The organism is Candidatus Omnitrophota bacterium (assembly GCA_028716165.1).
In the GTDB taxonomy this organism is placed as follows: Bacteria; Omnitrophota; Gorgyraeia; order JABMRG01; family JABMRG01; genus JAQUQI01.
Map to the genome: position 1 here is coordinate 227,934 of JAQUQI010000002.1, position 21,247 is coordinate 249,180.

The 21,247-nt window shown below is 42.4% G+C and carries 6 protein-coding genes; all 6 read right to left on the minus strand.

What is annotated here, in order from left to right; genetic code table 11:
• Positions 1–64 precede the first annotated feature (64 nt).
• A complete protein-coding gene (locus PHV77_02560; protein ID MDD5504180.1) occupies positions 65–1,531 on the minus strand; it encodes a tetratricopeptide repeat protein in 1,467 nt (488 codons plus the stop codon).
• Entirely contained in the window at positions 1,531–3,168 is a 1,638-nt protein-coding gene (groL, locus tag PHV77_02565; protein ID MDD5504181.1) for a chaperonin GroEL, read from the minus strand. Before groL ends, PHV77_02560 begins: the two co-directional genes overlap by 1 nt.
• Positions 3,169–3,242: 74 nt before the next feature.
• Positions 3,243–3,530 carry a co-chaperone GroES gene (gene groES, locus PHV77_02570; protein ID MDD5504182.1) on the minus strand — a complete coding sequence of 96 codons (288 nt, stop codon included), beginning with the start codon at positions 3,528–3,530 and terminating at the stop codon, positions 3,243–3,245.
• Between the two features lie 391 nt (positions 3,531–3,921).
• Positions 3,922–4,308: a PilZ domain-containing protein gene (locus PHV77_02575; protein MDD5504183.1), complete on the minus strand. Its 387-nt coding sequence runs from the start codon at positions 4,306–4,308 to the stop codon at positions 3,922–3,924.
• 39 nt (positions 4,309–4,347) lie between these two features.
• Positions 4,348–4,587, minus strand: coding sequence for a hypothetical protein (locus PHV77_02580; GenBank protein ID MDD5504184.1), 240 nt, complete (start codon positions 4,585–4,587; stop codon positions 4,348–4,350).
• Positions 4,588–4,787: 200 nt separating this feature from the next.
• Positions 4,788–21,221 (minus strand): hypothetical protein, encoded by a 16,434-nt coding sequence (locus PHV77_02585; protein MDD5504185.1) that lies wholly within the window; start codon positions 21,219–21,221, stop codon positions 4,788–4,790.
• Between the last annotated feature and the right edge of the window lie 26 nt (positions 21,222–21,247).

Sequence of the window (21,247 nt, forward strand, 5' to 3'; positions counted from 1 at the left end):
ATGATATTTGTCAAGCTTGTTTTTGGGCGCGTATTTTAATATATATTTAAAGCCATAAAATTTTCTACGGCCGTTCATTTTTAAGCGTAGAGGCGAGATATTTATTGAAGTTTGAATCCATTCTTTCAACGCTGTTGGCATAGGCTTTGGTAAACGCCTTCTGCCAGGGCTTTATTACCTTTAATTCATAAAAAAATCTTTTAAGTTTATACGGGCCGTATTTTTCATAAAGGTAAGAAAAAAACATCCTTGACTGAAGGTATGCCGCGGTAATGGCCTGGCGCGAATCTTTATATGAGAACATACCGTCAATGAGCTCAAGGCTGAAGGGGCCGTTGGCCTTCATATACCCGGCGAGGAATACCCTGTCCTGGGCAGTTATGGCGGAATCAGGCTCATTAAACTGCGCGAAACCCTCGTTCAGCCAAACCGGTACATCAGCGCCTAAATTTAGATACAGGACGGCATGAGAATATTCATGAAACAGCAAACGCTTTAAATTTTTATCATCACGCGATATGTCCTGATACCTAAGGCGTATCTTACCGTCATAAAGGCCCTGCGTCCAGCTCGGCTGGTCCGTGGCCTGCTCAAACTGGCCGTCATCATATATGATCACGGGTATAATCTCTTCGGAGGATAAACCATATTTATCGCGCAGGGCTTTTCTGGCCTCGTTTAAAATATTTAATATAATGCCGGCGTATTCAGCTCCGATATCTTTGTCAAATCGTATCTTGAAATAACTCTTCGCCTTTGTGCCGAATCCGCTCTCAACCGGCCGCTCTCTTTCCAGCGCCTCCACGCGTTTTTTGATATCGGGGTTTTGCGGGTCAAGAGTATGGGCGCGTTTAAGATATTTCAGGGCATCGCCAAATTTGTCCTGATTGTAATAGAGATTACCGGCAACTATACAAGCCGCGGCGTCATTGGGCATAAGCGAAACAGCCTCAAGCGCCCTGGCCAGGGCCTTGTCATAGCGCTTATTTTTTTGAAGATAGCCGGAATAATTCAGCAATATAACATAAAGGTTTTTCTTTAATACATCATCAAGCGGCAGATATTTTAGCCCCTGCCTGATATTGTCAAGAGCTGATTCGTATTCGTTGGAATTGGCAAGCTTTAGCGCGAAATTATTATAAAGCGCTGACAACTGCTTTCTGATATACTCATCATCAGGGGCTAGTTTAAAAGCGCGCAGGCTGTTCCCTATAGCCTCTTCGTCGCGGCCCTGCCGGGCATATACCGCGGCCATATTATGATAGGCATTGCTTAAATTTTTTTTAATCGTGACATTTGCCGGTTCATTTTGCAGGGCATATTCAAAATAAGTTATCGCCTGCCTGAAATCATTATTGCGCATGCTTTCCCGGCCTTTTTTTGCAAAATCATCGGCTATGTCCGCACAGGCGGCAGAGGGCAAAAGAAAAACAGCAAAGGCCAGGCAAAAAGCCCTTAATAAAACAGCGGGGCGCGTATCACGCCGCCCCGCTGTTTTGCCATCTTGCATATGATGGGACTTGGAAAACATTACATCATCCCCATCCCGCCTCCCATGCCTCCACCCGGCATAGGCGGCATAGCGGGCTTATCTTTTTCCGGAATATCGGTTATAAGGGTTTCCGTTGTAAGAAGCAGTGCCGATATGCTGGCCGCGTTCTGAAGCGCTGTCCTGGTAACCTTGGCAGGATCAATTATACCCGAGCTTACCATGTCAACATACTCGCCTTTTTGAGCATCATATCCGACATTTTGCTTTTCACCTTTGACTTTCTCTACCACAACAGAACCTTCTGCACCGGCATTCTCGGCTATCTTTCTGATAGGCTCTTCCAGCGCTCTTTTCACGATATTAGCGCCCACCTTCTCATCGCCTTTAAGCTTGAGATCTTCAATCTTTGGTATAGCACGAAGCAAGGCAACGCCTCCGCCCGCGACAATACCCTCTTCACTGGCGGCCCTTGTAGCGTGCAAGGCATCCTCAACGCGCGCTTTCTTTTCTTTCATTTCCGTTTCAGTCGCGGCGCCTACATTGATAACAGCCACACCGCCCGCTATTTTGGCAAGGCGCTCCTGGAGCTTTTCCTTGTCATAATCGGAATCCGTTTCCTCAATCTGGCGCTTTATCTGGTTAATCCTTCCCTTGATGTCAGCCTGTTTTCCGGCGCCTTCAACAATCGTGGTATTTTCTTTGTCAATAGACACCCTCTTCGCCTTGCCGAGGTCATCAAGTGTTATATTCTCAAGCTTGATGCCAAGGTCTTCGGTTATGGCCTTGCCGTTTGTAAGTATAGCGATATCTTCAAGCATGGCTTTCCTTCTGTCGCCGTATCCGGGCGCTTTTACTGCCGCGCACATGAAAGTGCCGCGAAGTTTGTTAACAACTAATGTTGCCAGCGCCTCGCCTTCCACGTCTTCGGCTATAATAAGAAGAGGTTTGCCGGTCCTTGCTATCTTTTCAAGCAGAGGAAGCATATCTTTCATTACAGATATCTTCTTTTCATGTATAAGCACATACGGGTCTTCCAGCGAGACCTCCATTTTTTCAGCATCTGTCACAAAATAAGGCGATAGATAACCCTGGTCAAATTGCATACCTTCCACGACATCAAGGGTTGTCGCCATTGACTTTGCCTCTTCAACAGTAATAACGCCGTCTTTGCCAACTTTTTCCATGGCATCAGCTATAAGGTTACCGACAGTTGTATCGCCGTTTGCCGATATTGTGGCAACCTGGGATATTTCGGTATGGCCCTTAACCGGCTTTGATATTGAATTCAAAAATCCCACCACGGTTTCAACCGCTTTTTCAATACCGCGCTTTAAAGCCATGGGGTTAGCGCCTGCCGTGACGTTCTTTAAGCCTTCCCTGTAAATAGACTGGGCAAGTATCGTCGCCGTTGTAGTGCCGTCTCCGGCGATATCAGACGTCTTTGAAGCAACCTCTTTTACAAGCTCTGCGCCCATATTCTCATACGGGTCCTCAAGCTCTATTTCCTTGGCAACCGTAACACCGTCTTTTGTGATTGTCGGTGAACCGAATTTCTTGTCTAAGACAACGTTTCTGCCTTTGGGGCCCAAAGTGACCTTTACGGCGTCGGCAAGCTTGTCAAGGCCTGCCTGTAATTTGCGCCTTGCCTCATCGCTGTATATGATCTGTTTTGCCATTTCTTTTAACCTCCTTTAAAATTTTCCGCAAACCGCGTTTTTTGCAAAAAGCCGGTCCGCCGTGTTTTTAAACACTATTTTACTATAGCAAGAATATCTTCTTCCTTTACGATAAGCATGTCTTCGCCGTCAATCTTTATCTCGGTGCCAGAGTATTTTCCATAAAGCACCTTGTCTCCGACCTTTACTTCCAGAGAGATAAGTTTTCCATCCTCTGTCTTGCCTTTTCCTACTGCTATCACTTTGCCTTCCTGCTGTTTTTCTTTAGCGGTATCAGGTAAAATAATACCACCCTTTGTCTTTTCTTCAGCCTCTAATGGCTGGACAAGGACCCTGTCGCCTAATGGTTGAATCTTTGCCATTTTTGCACCTCCTTATGCTTTTTTGGCTATTGTTAGCACTCGCAATTGATGAGTGCTAAATTTTAATATACACATCATCATATCCGATTACATTGATTATTTTTTGTTCAGGAATTGGATTATAGCAAATTCTGAAATTTTGTCAAGAATTTTTTTTGCGGGAATTTTTAAGATTTTTTGCGGATTTTTTTTAGGGCTTCTTAAAACAAATTTTTAACTTACCGCGTAGTCTTGAGAGATATAGTATCACGATAATCCGCCAGGAGACGTAAAGCAGTCTCTTGCGTAAGCGTCATTATACCGACGCGTAACACGCAGTATCTGCGTAAACGTCTCCACGCTTTTCGGGGTTTCTTAAACCCATACCGGTTTATGCGCATGACACAGCTTTTCATACTGACGAGAGATGGCATTTGGCTGAATACACCTCTTTGGCTACTTTGTCAATCACGGCCTTATTATCTTCTCCTATGGTTGAGAATTCGGCCGCTACATGATAAAGCGCCGGGTATTTGGTGCTGACAACCTTTTCATTGCGTATTACCGTCCCTATGCAGTTGATAGGCTCCTTTGTGAAAGGAAATACTATCTTAAGCTGTATCTGGGTTCCTACAGGTATAGGCCTGTCATAATTAAAGAGCATGCCGCCCGCGCCAAGGTCTCTGGCTGTAACAATGTCCCAGTCTTTTGGAAGCGGTGGAACAGTGTTAGGGTGCATGAACTTAAACCATGACATGAACGCCCTGACAATCCTTGGATACTTACGCTTGTCTATCATAGTTCACCTCCTTCCTGTATCAGATTTCAAGTGAATACTCTATACTGTTTTACTTGTCATTGCGAGTATTTTCGCTGTCATTCCGAGCGAAGCGAGGAATCTAATACTGACTTCACTCCCAGATCCTTCGCTAACGACTCGTGCCTCGCCTTCCGCCGCTCTGGATGACAGGCGTATGACGCTTGCCTCGCCTTCCGCCGCTCTGGATGACGCACGGGTCACTCCCAGATCCTTCGCGACCGAGGCGTGCTTTGCCTTCTGTCGCTCTGGATGACGCACGGGTCACTCCCAGATCCTTCGCTAACGACTCGTACCTCGCCTTCCGCCGCTCTGGATGACAGGCGTATGACGCTTGCCTCGCCTTCCGCCGCTCTGGATGACAGGCGGGTCACTTTGTCATTCAGAGGAGCGCCGAAGGCGCGACGAGGAATCTAATACTGCCGCTCCGGCCGACCCAATAACCGTATTTTTCTCCTTTTTTATACTGCCTGTTTTATCATATTGCCTATGCGCTCAATCGTCTCTCTGTCAACAGGCTTTATCTTTACCACGCCTTCAAGAGAATCGGCATTGGCAAACATATAACGCATCTCCTCATCAGAAATACCAATATCAATACCCGCATTTCTCAAATTCTCGGCAAACTGCCTAAACGGCATCTGGAATACAGCAAAGATAACCTGGACCGCCGTAACCATATTGTCCGCCGTCTCAAAGCCCTTCTCAACCTCAACATATCTTATATGTTCCGCGCGAATATCCACCATTTCACCGGCATCCGAATAGACAATTGTAGCGGCATTTACCGGTTCAAGCCCGGCCACGCCCTTGGCTTTTACGCCGTAGGCGCCTAATAGCTTTATGGCATCATGGCTGTTATTGCCATAAACACTTATATTGAGCATATCCTGTTCTTCCTGCGGCAGATTATTTACGATAGCGCCTAATGTTATTGCCAATGATTCGGTTACGGTATTAGCTTCAAACACATAGGCATTGCCTGTTGCTATGTTCATATATTGAGGCTTTTCAATAGCGGCAATAACCAGCTTTGATATGGCAAGCACCATATCCTGCGTCAATTCGCCCTTGACTTCAAACTGGCTCATCCTGGGCTTGATTACCATTATGTCAAATATAGGATTGACAAATCCATTCCTAATGCCTTGGGGAAGGCCTTCTATATCGCTTAAATCCCTCTCCAGAGCCTCTATGGTTTCGCCCTTTCGCTTATTGATATCAATGGTTTTTGACAGTGCCGCAACAAGTTCCTGTCTCTCGCTGGGATCTATTATCCGCTGTTTTACCAGATCAAGGTTACCCATTATTATGCCGAGATCTTCATAAAGCTTTTTGACCTGCTTTATTGTAACGCCAAGATAATCAGCCTGCGCGCCAAAAGGATCACTGCCCGCTCTTGCCGCGGCTATACCAGCCAGTATTGAAGATAGTATTGCGGCGCCATTACTGCCGAACAGGCCTAATGCCTCAATAAGCAATACAGGCATCTGAATCCTCTCGCCCAATTCGGTTATGCCTAATCCGGCAAAACCATCATGAGGCTTATTAGACGAGAGAACAAGGTCAACATTATTATCTTTTATAATGCCGGCTATCCGTGAAGCAATAAGCGGGTCAAAGCCTGCCAAGGCGTCCTGCGCGCTTACTATGCCTGCCGACGCCTGCTTAGCTGTCGGGATTGCGGCTGACGCTGCTTTATTGGTTAGCGAAGCTAATAGTTCAGAATCAAGCATTTTCTCAATACCCGCTATCTCATTTGCCAGTTGCGCTACTTCATCAGGCGTCAAATTCCCTTTTGTTTTTGCAATAAGACCGTCAATATTAATATTCATCGCTTGGAGTATATTCTTATTATTATTAAGTTCCGCCGCGCGGCTCTCTAACGCGAATTTGGCTATAAGATTATATATTTTATCTTTGAGCCCTACAAAGTCCGGGGTTTCTTCCGCCATCTCTTTTGCTATAGCATCAGCAATGTCAGCGCGCAGAGACTCATTACCTTCTATAATTTCAATATCATAAGGAAGCGGTCTTGTGTTATTGTTACTGCTTCTTTGAGCCATGCTATTTGTAATCTTTTCAACTACCCGCTTCCAGTCAGTTATCAATGATCTCTTGCCGGTTGCGTCGTCTTTATCCGTGAAATCCCTGATATGGCCTGCCAGGCCAGTCTTGCCTGTCATCAGGCTCGCGTTCCTTATAAGGCCGCTTACTTCCTGCTTGAGATCAGCTATCTCTTTTTCCTCTAAACTGTATAATATCTTTTCAAGATTATAGTCAATGGCAGTATAATTGCGCAATTCCTCGGCAATCTGCTGGAAGGGTTTGGATATATCGTCCGTATGCGAAAGCTCATGGATGAGTGTTTCAAATATAAGATATGATGCCGCTCTCTTGCCTTTTGATGTATCAAGTGACATCATACCTGACATGGTCCTGACCCATTGATCTGAAAGCTCTATTGTAGCTAGGCTATTGCCTTCTTCCTCAAAGGTTACCCTAAGGTTTACATCCTTGTCGGCAATACTGCCGATATCATTGCGATTGACCCTCCTTATAACAATTCCTCCCTGGTTGTTGTCATCTCTATAGCCGGAGCCGTATTTGGCCGCGTGCATAATAGCATCAAAGAGTTTCTGCAAGTCAGGATTATCTTTTATAAGCTCCTTTAATATATTAACGGCATCCTCTGTGCCTGCCATTATAAGCTCTATCAGCTCCACGTCTTTTTCACTTCCATCCTTGACTACAACAAACTTATCGTTTTCGTCAATAGTGAGCTTGATGCCATTACCGGCTGATTTTGTAAAATCGCTGTAAAGGTCAAGTTCGCTGTTGGGTATCGGGATAGGTCTAGTAGATAATGCCGGACCTTCTTTAGAATATACATCTTCAGCCAGCTCATGCACATCAGTATATGATAAAGGCGCGGCGCCTGTTTCAGCAAGGAAAAGTTTCTTGACTATGGCTACAAGCACTTCTATTTCGGTAGGTGTTAACGTGATCTTGCCCACAGCCTTTGCCCACGCTTTGATATATTCCTCCGCCTTGTCAGCCATTCCCATACTATCATAGGCGCCTGCATCATTGATATTATCTTTTTGAGAATAAAAGTCTACCATCAGCCTGGCCGCTTTTTCAAGGTCTTTAATGCCCGGCTTATAACCAGCTACTGCCTGGGAACGAATTTCATCCATTGCTTTGCCGATATCAGGTAAAAACACGCATTCAAGGGCTATTTTTACTTCATCACTAAAGTTTAAGCTATCTATCGCAGATAAGAGTTTATCTCTGCCGGCCGTGATATTATTAAAGAAGTCGTGCTTTATTATGCCCTTTTGGTTAAGCTCAATAAGCCTGTTCTTTATGGCATCCCTGGCATGGTTAAGCCTGTATTCGGGGTCATCCGAGCTTATTAATAGAGCGCTCGCGCCGTGAGTACATGTTACTATGACAGCAAGGTCGCTAATCTCAAGTTTGAAATCCGTAAACACGCTCTGAATGGCGGAAACCTCGCGGGCTATTAATATAAGGTTTTCAAGGTCAAAACCCGTAAGCCTGGATATCATACCAGCGCGGTTGGCAATAGCCAGCACAATATCAAGTATGCCGGCGCCTTGTTTCTTACTGTCATCAAGCAAAAGCCCGGCCAATGCCTGCCTGTCAGGATCCTCGGGCTTTAAACCAAAGAAACGGTTCTTTATGGTATTTGCTATATTAAATAATATCATACCGCTTGGGGTAAGCCTATCATTTGAGATCATGTTATTAGCGGTTAAAAACTTTATAAATTCGTCTACTTCGGATTGAGGCATTCCGGGTTCATCGTTTTCTCCTTCGGATGACAGCAATGTCTTGGCCGCGTCAACTGTTAGAGTGCCGCTTTGCAAGTCATCCGTCTGCGGGGCATTGGGTATTTTGGCCAAAGCATCCTGGCCATGCTGATTGATCTTGCCAGCTTCTATCAGGATTTTGGAATATACAGCACCGGCAGTATCGGCGAGCATATAATCCACAAGCCTCCTGCTTGTAAGATAGATGTCCTTCCAGCTTTGAGCGTCAATTAATGACATAGGCCCCTGCTCGGAAGTATAAATATCCTGATTGTATTCGTCAAGTTTTACCTTCAAATCATTAATCGCGTTCTGTGCCGTATCAGTTTTTACTTTCTCTAATTCTTGTATTATGTTCTGAAGCACCTGCCTGGCAATCTCGGAATTTTTGGTAAATATATTTTTCAGGATTTCGCCGGCATCAGCTTCAGGACTGTATCTCAAGTTGACCAACGCGTCAGCAGGGTCTATCTCCAAAAGCTTGCGGAACTCTTTATCTATAATATCTCCTTCTTTTGTGCCTGGTTTGTATGTAAGCAATAAATCTTTCAGGCCCTCTTTTAAATAACCCTGGGCTATATCAGCTATGATAAAGTAATTGGTCGCGGAAACCTCCATAGCGCTCTTGACCTTGAAAGCGAATTGAGCGGCTTCAAGCATTGCCTCTCCCTTAAGTTTGTCAAAATTATCAAATTTCCCTGCTTTGAAAACTTCCAATAGTATTTGCGCCTGCGTATCGTATTTATCACAGCCTAATATATTGCTTATTATATCAATATGTTTAGCCGCGTATGCAAGGCGTTCTTTAACTATACCTTCATTCATATATACGACCCTTACCGCCTGGTCTGTGAACGGATTGCGAAAAACCCTGTGCAGAGCCTGCTTAAGCAGGTCTTCTCCGAGATAATCAGCTACTATGTGAATATCAATGTCTTTGACATAATTCAATCCGACTATGCCCGCCTGGTTGGTAAATACTATATGGCCCAGGTGAGCTTTATCGGCGATCTCATTAGTGTTTTCAGTCATTGCGAGAATACTATATTCAGAGCCCATTATATATTCCGCGATTTTATCAGCATTCTTATCAATATCGTCAAACCATGTGATGCAATCTTCCAGCAATTTTATCAATTCTTTTGACTCATGATTCTTTATCGCCGCTTCTTGAAGTTGTGTAAATTTAACTTTTAGCTTCTTCGCATAATCATCCTTGTGATCTTTCAGGCGATTAATCAGCTTTTCCTTGACTGTTTTTATCAGGCCCTCCATTTGCGCCTGAGGAGCATAATTCAGGACGGCGCCGCGGGATACAAGCGATTCCAATATGCCCGCGGACATATATTCAAACAACTCTTTGTCAGTTTGATAAAGCGAAAGAAGATGCAGGACCTTAGGCATACCTACTATTTCCTTTGCATCAAAATCCATAATAGCATTACTAATCATGTCCTTCACTTCGGATAATTCTTTTACAAATTGGAATCCTAACTTTTCAAACTTAGGGTTATCCATACGCTCATAATCAAATTCAAGGCCTGTCAAAGGGCCAAGTATGGCCACTATTTCAGTATAGGTTCCGGAACCGCCGGCCATATCGGCATCACGGTGCATCCTGAATATCTCGCGAAGTGTTGACTGCATACTGGTACGGCTGACGGTAAGACCTTTAGGATCTACCAGCTTGCCTTCTCCTTCTTTCCAGGCAAGCGCTATTACATAATTAATATCCTGAAATACGCTTCCCGGACTTGCCGTGCCTGTTGAAACAGGGCCTATCTTCTGGTTTTTGGCGTCAATAAAGTAATTTTCGTCCTTGACATGTTTTATGGCAAGTATGACAGACTGTATCTCCGATTCCTTATAGCCCAGTTCAGTGAGCGCGGCCAATGCGGCTATATTTAAGAATATCTTGCCTGTATCCTTGTTATAATACATGTACATATCGTGATCACCATTATGCTTTCGAAAATCGTCCAATTTAGTCAATTCTGCTATCTTTATCTCTTTACCATCCTTGGTAGTATAGCCTGCTTTTGACAGAGCCGTAGTGATAATATTTAAAAGAGCTTTTATCTTGTTCACGCGTTCTTCTGAGACCTTATCGTCGCTTTGTTCAGACACATTGTATGTCTCTCTTATCTTTATCACACTGTCAAACTCATCTATCCTTAAAAGGTTTGTGGCTTCTACAGCACTTCTTAGGCCCTCATAGCCCATGGATGATAGCATGGTCTGCAAATGGCCCCTTGCAGTCCTGCTCATAGCAATTATGACGTGAGGATCTTTTAAATCCGATATAAACTTATTCAGCGCGTCATCATGAGTGCCAACATCAAGCGATTTCATTTTCTCCATATATTCATCGCCGCTTTTAAGTTTTAAACCAAAGGCATTTAAAACGCCAAGGGGGCTTTCATTAAGGCCTTGCGCCGACTTGCTAAGATATTTTTTAATGGCCTCTTCGCTTTCAAGTATAAACATGGCGCGAAAATCATTGCCTAATACCAGGCTCTTGGCCGCCATCTCAACAGCAAAGGCAAGGGTCTTGCCGCCGCTCATGCCAAGACTGGAGAATTTGCCTTCCCAGAGGCCGAATATAAATTCTTGCTGGGCCGGCCATTTTTTAGCGGGATCTTCAATAGCAAGAAATTGAGAAACAGCCAAAGACAATGCCAAAGCATCCTTGGAATCAATTGCCCTGCCCATACTGTCAAGACGTATAAGACCACTCTTGGCTATTGAAGCCACCGTAGGCTTTAAGGCTAACTGTAATCCCTCCAGCTTATCTTTATTTTCCTGGTAAACACCGATTTTATTGATTAATTCAAGGCGGCCATTGCTCAATTTAGCCTGCTCGGCGGGGTCTGCAGTATTTTTCAAGAGCTCGTCTATTTTGTTAACGCCATCCTCCGATGCTTTTAACACTCTGTTAAGATAATCAATGCCATGACCCTTGTTGTCTTCTAAACATTTTTTTAACACTTCAAATCCCTTGCTCATCCTATCTGCCTCTGCCGCAAAACCATGGATTTTTTTAAAGTTATTAATTTTACGCTCAATATCTTTTATAATATTATCATCAATAATACCATCTTTAATAATACCATCTTTTACTAACGCGTCTATTTTCTTTGAAATATCGCGAATTTCCTTATAATTATCTTCCAACCATTTAACCAATAAATCCCTTTTTGCTTTTATCTCTTCTTCATCTTTGGATGTTATGCTGAAAGGAGACGCCTTTAAGAACCTGGCCACCGCGCTCTTTTTGTCCGCTCCAAGTTGAGCGTACATTTGCAAATTATCCTTCATTTCCTGAAGCTTTTCGTAATCTCCATCCACGGCCGTCTTAAGCATACTAAACGGCGTGTTTGTTTTTGACGCGGCCTTGATCGTGCCCGCGATGGCCCGCCATACCTGCATATCCGACAAGCTTAAGTGGCCCGCAAGCCATGCCAACTTGGAAACATTAGGCACAGCTACGCCGTTATTGAGAAATGCCGACAAGACCTTTTCTGAAAGCGCCGGCACCAGTTTAACGACAGCTACTATATTATCGGCAAGCGCCTGGTCTGCCCTCGTTGACAAGCGTATATCGTTGATTATGCTTAAAGCAAGTTCCGCCTTCACTGTATCCAGCCCGAGATTTTCTAACTTGCCTGACTGGCCGGAGACGGCAACTATTGCCTCAAGATTCAAAATTATATCTTTAAACAGGATCCTTTCTGATGCGCCAATCGGATCTAATTTACCTTTATACTCTGAATTGTATAGGCTCTTTACAGCCTTTGCTATGTTCGGCATAGCATTTTTTATGCTATCTATAGAGTCGGAAACCTTAAAATCAATCATCCTGTTTATAAGGTTCACTGCCGCGAACACCGCCTTGTAATCAACGGTAAAGTCTGCATTATTAAACAATGACACAAAACCGCTAACGGTATTGTCTATAGAAGAAGAATCAAATACTGCGCCAAAACTTTGGGCAAACGCGCTCATAACAGAAGGCACAAACTCCAGCCATCCCTCCTGGCCCATATTCCATGATATTTGGGTCGCGGACTCAAGCATATTCGTAAGCGCGGCCTGTTTAACCCGGACGAGGAGATTGGATTCAGTAATAATCTCCGCCCATTTGGCATAGGTGTCGCGGATCAAGATTTTTGAATCGTCAATCGTTTTTTTATTATAGTTTGGATTTAAGCTCAATCCAAGCATGGCAGAGCTTAACAGGCTTGAGGCGCGCATTGTCGCGTCCATCAGTGTATCGAACGTATCCGGGTTATTATTGGCAGGATCATAAACAAACTCGTTTAATCGTTTGTATAAAGACAAGGTTTTTTCAAAGATCATTTCATTGAAATCAGTATATTGACTCTTAAGGGGCATCATATCTTTTATGCTATAAAGGCCGCTTATCACGGCTGTGACATCGGTTTCACTAAGATTATCCGCGGAAATGTTTGTTATAATATTGTAGATTTTCTCCGCCGCGTTAACTTTTACCTGGGTTATAAAGCCTATTTGCTTATTATCCAGGCCGATCTTGCTTATTTCAACATCATGTAATACGCTTAATGTCTGGCTTAAAGCGGTGATCTTCTCCGAATCTGTGATTTGAACATTACTAATTACTGCTTGAGCAATGCCCGTCACCTTGCTAACGGCATGTTTAAGAATCGCATTGTCATCAACCGTGTTTATTACATACTGCAAGCCGTTAAGTACGCTTACGGAACCAGCATCGCCCAGTTGGCCAATATCAATTTTGTTTATGGTTTTATCTATATAATTAACCAAATTGCTCCTAAATTTGGCATCAAAGAAATTGTCTGATTCAATTAATACGCGCGCGATAATATCAAGATTATACCCATTGCTGATGTCAGGGGTCGTCATAGCGTTTATGGCTATCTGCTTCAAATATTGATGGAATTCGCTATCCAAAGAATTATCGCTAAGGACTTTATAAACTTCATCCATCAAAAATAGGTTTGTCAAAGACGGCAAAAACTGCCCATCATTTGCCAATTTACTAAATTCTACCTTTAACAGACTGCGCGCGTCAGTTTGAGTCTGCTCATTCATTGATTTTGGTACATTGAGGGCGCGAACAAGTGTCATCATAGACTGATTGTATTCAGACGTATTAGCCGTAACGCTATGCCCTCTGAAATAATTTAAAGCGGTATTAATATTTTCTGCAGTCAGGTTAATAGCATTGCCCGTGAGCTGAATCTCTTTTTGGAAAGTGCCCAAATCGGGTATTATATTGTTGAAGACGGTTTTTAAACCTTCATTTTTAAATACCGGATTATTTATAACACCGTTTAAACCGTCGGCTGATACTCCAATCGCATTTAAGTTTAGAAGATGGCCGTGATTTACGGTCTGGGCAGTGCTAAACAAGCTGCGTGAATTAAGCAGCTTCATACTCATCTTTGCCTGCGTGTTTATCGTATACATATCAGCGGCATATTGCATGAAACTGTTGTTTCCATAAATTTCAGAAAAGTTTAATTTAAATGCCTCGGACTGGGAGTCTATTCGTTGTAAATTGTTCAAGAAATAATTTGTCTGCGCTAGCAAGCCCGCAAGCTGAATCCTTTGTGCGTCTGTCGCATTGCCGAATACTTCTTTATAGTTATCCAATAAAACGCCGGTTGCATGTAAAACGCGTGTCAAATTTTGGCCTAATTTCATTTTGCCGAATTCCTTGCCAAGAGCCTTCATAATACTATTTCTATCAGCGCCAGAGATACCCGCAAACTGGGTGATCACGCCCAATACTTGGTCAACCCCGCTTAAAGCGTTTATATAAGCGCTTGGATTCATATTGTATGACGTGTTGCCGTCCATGCTTAAAAATTCAACGACAAACTCCTGCGTATTGTCAGGCAAGCCTGAAAGAAACATCGTTTGCAAAAGAGGCTCAACCAATGCCTCTTCACACACCCCGCCAAGGCCTCTGCTGATAAAAGCGAAGAATTTACTCTTAAAGGAATCGGCCGCGCTGCCTGTGACAAAACTACCGAATTTTAAAATGTTCTTGCCTATAAATTTCATGCCCTCATACGAATATTTTAAAAAGAATGATCCCGCGCTTTTAATACCGAAGGAAAAAAGTGTAAGGAATGGATTAGTTGCACTCCCCATTAGAGCATTAATCGCGGTAATTGAAGTAAGCGATTGCGCATGCGATTTCACAAACTGAACAGCCTTGCCTGTCCAAGTATTAAATGAACTCTTGAGCGGGGTTATAATTTTGCTTTGCATCCATGCGCCCCCCATATTCATGACAGGGCCTAAAAGAGAGAAAAAGCCGATAAATGCCAGGCCTTCAGGCGTGCCAACATGATTTAGTATACTGCTATATGGCGAACCACTGCCCATATAATGCGTCGTATTAAGTATATCCTTCAAAAAGCCCGGACCCATTCTGCTTACGCTATCCTGATCAAGACCGGCAAGATTTAGGCCCAAGCTAATAGCTTTTGACATAGTATGTGTCATGAAACCTAAGCCTACAGTCATATTATATGCTGCTGCAGGAATCGTGCCTAAATAGGTAACTAAGGGTTTTATAAACCGGCCGGCAGTCGAAACAACGCTGGATACATTAGCGCTAATGAATGCGAGCTTGGCGGCACCTAAACTACCGAGGTATCCCCATGTTAATATATCAACCACTATTTCGCCTATATCCAGAACATTACCATACCAGCCCCCCCAGCCCTGGTTTTTTCTATAGAGCGTGTCAATACTCGCATAGTTTCCTAATTCGCTTGACTTTGCCCACGAACCTAAAGTAAAAATATTGCCGAATGTCACGATCAACGAGTCCACAACCCATCTTACAGAATTCCCGATTCTGTTTACCCACAAAGCGGTAGGGCTAAAAGTATCAACTGCATTATAGCTTAGCTTTGAAGGATTAAAATAACCTGTCTGTGTTATCATTTCACTGCCATACCAGTAATTAACTTTATTTTGGGCATACCCTATAAGCGAATTATCAAAATAAAAGGTATCGTAATCCTCAGGCCCGAAGACACTATTACTTCCTCTTGGAGTTGATTCCAGAGAAGATACATAATGCCCATTTTTCCAAGTGTATTCAAATTTTATAGGCTTGCCCCAGCCATCTGAACCGCTAGCCATAAAGCCTTCTAATGCGCCATTTTTAATATGTGTATAGCTATTAATTCCGTTATAGCCTACACTGGCGGTGACAGATGTTGTTTTTGAACTGGCAGTAAAACTAAGGTTGTCGTTTTGGCCTAAATTGGAATACCATGTCCAATTGACATTATCTGGATGTAACCCTGTTTGATGAGTTATGTCCTGTATAGAGGTATCAACTCTCGCCTTGTGCTCACTGGTTAAAGAACTGTATGGCACTACTTTATCAGCGTTTATAAAGGAATGGTTAACGCCCATAGTAAGAACGATTGGCATGCCATCGTAAAGTGTGCCGGCCGACGGCAGTCCATATCCAAGCAAGCTGGAGAAAATTTCGGCGTCAGCAGAAGTGAGAGATCCTGCAAGAGTAAAACTCCACGAAACATCATCAAACAACTGGGTGGCATTTGCTCCATTAGGCCTGACGTATTCATATCTTAATCCATAGTTAAGGCTCTTATCTGATGCAAATCCAAATTGCCTATTATTCAGGTTAAATATCATCTGGTCCAGCTCGTTTGTCTTTTTTGGAATCCCCGCCCCTATTGCTTGGATTTCGGCCACAGCATATGGATTGGAGGAGATATCATGTGAGGTATTTAATTGTTCTTCTTGCATCAAAGCTTGAAGCTCATTTGTGTCTCGTGTAATCTCACGAGTCAAATCGTCTATTTGTTTTTGATTACTTACTCTATACGCTTCAGTCACTTTTCCAATCACGCCCATACCTTCTTCGCTTAACCCCGGCACATCGTATGTGCCATTAAGTATGCCTTGGACAATGTCAGAATCCATATCTATCAAATGCCCGCCTTGCTTAATCCAGCCCTGATTAATCGCAATCTCGTATAAACCTGTAATTACATTTTCGCCTCCATCATTTAATGCTAGATTTGTCAACAATACTCCAAGGGCCATTGGGTACATACCTGCTTTACCTCCGGCAATTGAAGCGGGCACAATCCTGAAGCGTTCTATACCGTGCTCTCTATAATAAATAGGCTCATAATTGTCAAGAGTCAAATCGTCATGCGCTTTTTTAGCCACGACAATCTTGCCGGTTTCTTCTGCTGTGAAAGAATTGCTGTAAGCTGTTAAGGCATTCGTTACGTTGTCGTGGGCTATACTATAATTGTAAATACACTCTTTTATAGTACTAACTTTGTCTTTAATACGTGTATCTTTATTAATAAAATCTTTCGCGAATAACTTAAAGCCTTCTTCGCAATCAAATGGAGCAAACGCTTCTTTGGCTTTTACAACATTCTGGCGTAAGGTAGCAATGTTTTGTGGAATGTCGCCAATTATGCCAATATTATTTGGCATCTTCGTAACATCTTTTAAGGCATTATAAACTTCTATTTGGGCCTCAACTTTGCCAATTTTGCTTTCCTTTGTAGCTGTAATATATTTTTCTTGTGGACTACAAACTTCGTCTAATGTGTAACCAATTAAATCAACCAAGCGAGTGTTTGCTTGTTCTAATGAAGTAAAATTATTTTCTTCCAAGAACGAGCTCATTACGCCTGACCCGAGCGGATCGCCATACTCTTTTTTGAATGTAGTATAACCGGTTAAGGGATTGTCGTATTTCACGCGTATTGCATCAGCCTTGGCAAAAATAACTTGGGACGCATTAGTAATATTCGTAGTCAAAGTTTCAATATTTTTTCTGATGTCTTTGCACGTCGCGTCATTTAGAATAATTGTAGCATACAAGCTTCCCAATTCGCTTCCCGACGCATATTGCTCATCAGGGCCTAATGAAGAGCCATAATTGTGCCCAGTAATCTCAAAAATCCTTTGCTTCGCCGCATCAGGGTCCATTCCATTATCCCTTATGAAATCAGTTTTTAATCCATTAAGACTCACGTCTTGTTTCAGATAATCAGCTTTAAAGTCTTCAAAGGTCATATTTTTCCAAGTTTCAAGTTGGCTAATATAGCCCTTTAGCTTCCCTTCATCTGTCTCAGTCATTTTATTCTTTTGGGTTGTAATTGTTTTATATTGGGGGTTGGCATTATATGCTGCTTCGCTTAAAATCTTTCCTACGGCAGTGTCGTACGCAGCCTTCGCTGTACCAGTAGCTGCTTTAGCATTTTCCCATGAACTATTGGCTGTACTAGCCTCACCTTCTGCCGTTAACAGATTACCGGTTTTTATTCTTAGATCATTTTCTAAGCCGGCGATCTTTTCATTACCGCTGTACGAATAAGAGCCATAATATTCATTTCGATACGACTCAGATTCATAGTATTTAACATCCTTATCAATCTGTTTTACCCGTTCGTCTTTTATGCCAATCTGTTCTTCTACACGTTGTAATTCTTTTTCCTTTAATGAAAGAGCATTAAGACTCGATATCTTGGTTTCCAAATCAGCTATATCTGATACCAAAGCAGTATATGCTGCTTGATTCGGAAGAATTTTTTCCATTGCACTTTTAATGTTGGACTGCTTGATTTTTGCTTGATCAATGCCATATTGTGTCTGCAATCTGTTTTTTTCATGCGTCAGGTTAACTAAGTCTTGCTGGGCTGTAGTTATATTATTTTGGAATGTATCCTTTATGGCTTTATTTTTTGGATCGTCCCGATATCCTTCATTCATTGTAATTCGTGTTTTGATTTTGGCAAAATCCGCCTCTTTAGGAAATACATAAGTTAATTCATAAGCTTTTTTGCTGTCATTTGTCCCTGCTGCGAAATATGCATTGCTAAGTTTATTATACTCATCTCTTTTGTCCTTTTTAGTTTTTAATTCACTTTCTAAACTCTCCATATTCTTTCCGGCTATCCCAGACATGCTATTTATATCGCTCAAGAGGCTTACCTTATCAGTTCTTAGCTTTTGTAGTTCTGCTTGAAGGCCCCTTCTTTCAGTATACAATGGTGTTAGAATATCTTGCAAATGCGTTGCAAAAGCACTACTCCTAACTGTTGTCTTTGCATTAGTAACCTGAGTTTCAAGGGATCCTTTTTCATATTCAAGTGTTTTCACTTTATCATTAGCAGTGTTTAGAGCCGTTAACGCTATAGCTTCAGCAACAACAGCGGCATCCCACGCTGTTTTCAAACCTTCTATACCGAGAGAAGATTCTAAACTGCTTTTGTATGATGAATAATTGATTCTTGTTTTTGTTATTTCTGTTGTCGGTAAATTTTGCTTTTCTAATTCTATCTCTGCTTCTAACCCATTATATTTAGATTGAAGTACCCAATTATCAGGAGTATTTATGTCTACATTATAATAATAAGTATCCAATGCCCCAGTGAGCTTGCTAAGCTCTGCTTCTAATCTTGTTTTTTCACCACCAGCACCTTTTACAGCCGCAGTTTCGGCATCCGTAAGATTTCCACGCGCGGTTATTAGATTATTAATCCAACCATTGATAATTGTCAAATCTATGGACTCATCTATTCCCACCGTTACACCGCCGGAAGTGTATTCTGGAACACTAATGCCAGCTCTAGAAAGTGCTCTCTTAAGATTTTCCACGCCGCTCCCGATCCCTTTTAGATAACTCGTATAAGCATTAGAAATTTGAGTTTCATCTGTCGAGTGTTGCTTAGTAGACAAATATCCATCTATTATCGTCTGAGCCTCTTCTACATTATTTAAGTTTGATGTTCTTATTGATGAGATTTTACTATCAATAGCCTCATCTAAGTCTTTCTGCGCCGTAGAACTGGCGCCTTTTAGGCTATCCCATGCGTCTTCTAGAAATACACCAGAACTATTCGTTATTTGAGAATAATAAAGCCGTTCGTACAATACCGTGTACTCTCCTATTTCTATATTCAAATTATCATAGTTTGTTTTATAATTATCATACACGTTTTTATCAACAAAAGATTTGACATCTATAAATTTTGGTACCTTATAAGGAGCGCCATAGCTGTCTATGCCCTGACCGGATAAGTCAGTTAACGCGGTTTCAACATTATTGTGCAGTGTTAAAGTCTCCTGCCATTCCTCGTAAAGGCTTCTCTTCTTTTCTTCATACGCCTTTTTCGCATCGGTTATAGTCTTCGCCGGTTGGATGCATTGGACGGTTAAGTCCGCAAGTTCTTCCTGAGGCATAATATGCTCTGTAATCAGGTCCGTCAATGACGCAATATCCTGCGATACAAACAACCCGAGAGTATCCCAATCAGTTTGTACTTTATACTCACCCTTATCGCTGTCATAAGTAATGAATATTTTTGAGAAAATATCGCCTTCTCGGATGTCAGAGTTTAATGACTTGATTACGTCGTCTTGAATAGTTTCAATTATATTATAAAACGCATTTATGGTGGCTTCCGCTACAGTAGGCTGTTCACCATCCGCAATGTTCCTCTTTTCCTCAATCTTACCATTTAAAATAAGCTTTATAGTGTTATCTACGCGGATAAAGCCTGACTGGAGCTGTATGTCTCCATTATTTAAAACAGTGAATTTGATACCGCCGACAAGCTCTCCTTTTTTGCCGTCTATTTCAAATTCTTTAGTATTGGCTAACAATTGAAAAGAGCCGTCTCCTGTTAATGCGGCGCTTATCGTATCTTGGCCGGAAATCGTGTCCACTTTAAGGCGATATTCGCCATTTTCGTTTTTGTAAAGCGTCAAGGGGCTTGCCTGGTCACCTAATTTCACATTGCCTATTACGGTTTCTTCACTCTCCGAAGGTTTTTTGTCGCCGATTGAAGTAACATTGCCGCTTTTGTCTATTGTAACCGTTATAGGATTACCCAGGGTGTCCGTCGTGTCAATTGTCGTATGATAACTTTTTTCAATCCGATCCAGCGTTTCAGGCTTATAAGTAGTAACCGCGACCGTAGAGATACTACCGTTTACCGTGGTTTCTTCTATATAATAAACCTTTTTTGTTTCATCATATGATAGGCCGAAGGTTTTTAATACTTTTGTCACATCTTTATTTTTTTCTACAGCCTTATCCTTTATCATAGCATAGTTTATTTTATCTATATCTAAAGCGCTTGCCTCGTCTGGGTCCATTAAGCCTTCCATAACGAATCGCGCGCGCACGATATCAGAGGAATCGTATTCTCCGTTTCCGCCTTTTACCTTACCCATTTTCTCTAGCGCTTCTTCAAGCTGTTTTGCTTCTTTATCAACCAGTTCGTTATATTTAGCCATTTGATCTGGGAGCGCTTTAGCTTGGGTTTCAGTATAGCCAAAAAAATGCATCAGAGCCGCGCAGGCGATATCATTCTCTTTATAATTGCGAGTATCCTCATCAAGCTTTGCCCCAATCAGCTCAAGTTCATTCTTAATAGTATTCATGAATATCTCTTGGTTCTGCTTCTGTTTTGCAATTTCTTCTTGGAGTTTTGATAACGGATCAAAGAGCAGTTCGGCTTTATCGATATCCCATTTGTGGTATACCACAAGCTGGGCTATGGCAATTTCTCTATCTGTGTAAGCGCTTATGTCTCTTGCGTAGCCTGCCCGTAACCTAAGTCTGTCAAGAGTCGGTTTGAGCTCGCGCATCATCGCATCGTATTTTTCTATTTCCTTGTTTAAAGTAGCAACAGGGTTTAGAAGTTCCTTGACCGCATTTATATCTCCCCAACCTCCATTCAGAAGCTGAGCTCTGGCAATATCTGCCGCCTCATAGTTGCCTTTATTATTCTTCACAGCGCCTAAAGCCGTAAACTGTTCTGATAATCCGTCTATCATCTCCTCGTAATCTGCTATCGCTGCGTCTAATGTACCCTGAGGATCTGTAAGGGCTTTTATCGCTGCCAAATCTCCCCATTTTGCTTTCAGAAGCTGAGCTCTGGCAATATCTGCCGCCTCATAGTTGCCTTTATTATTCTTCACAGCGCCTAAAGCCGTAAACTGTTCTGATAATCCGTCTATCATCTCCTCGTAATCTGCTATCGCTGCGT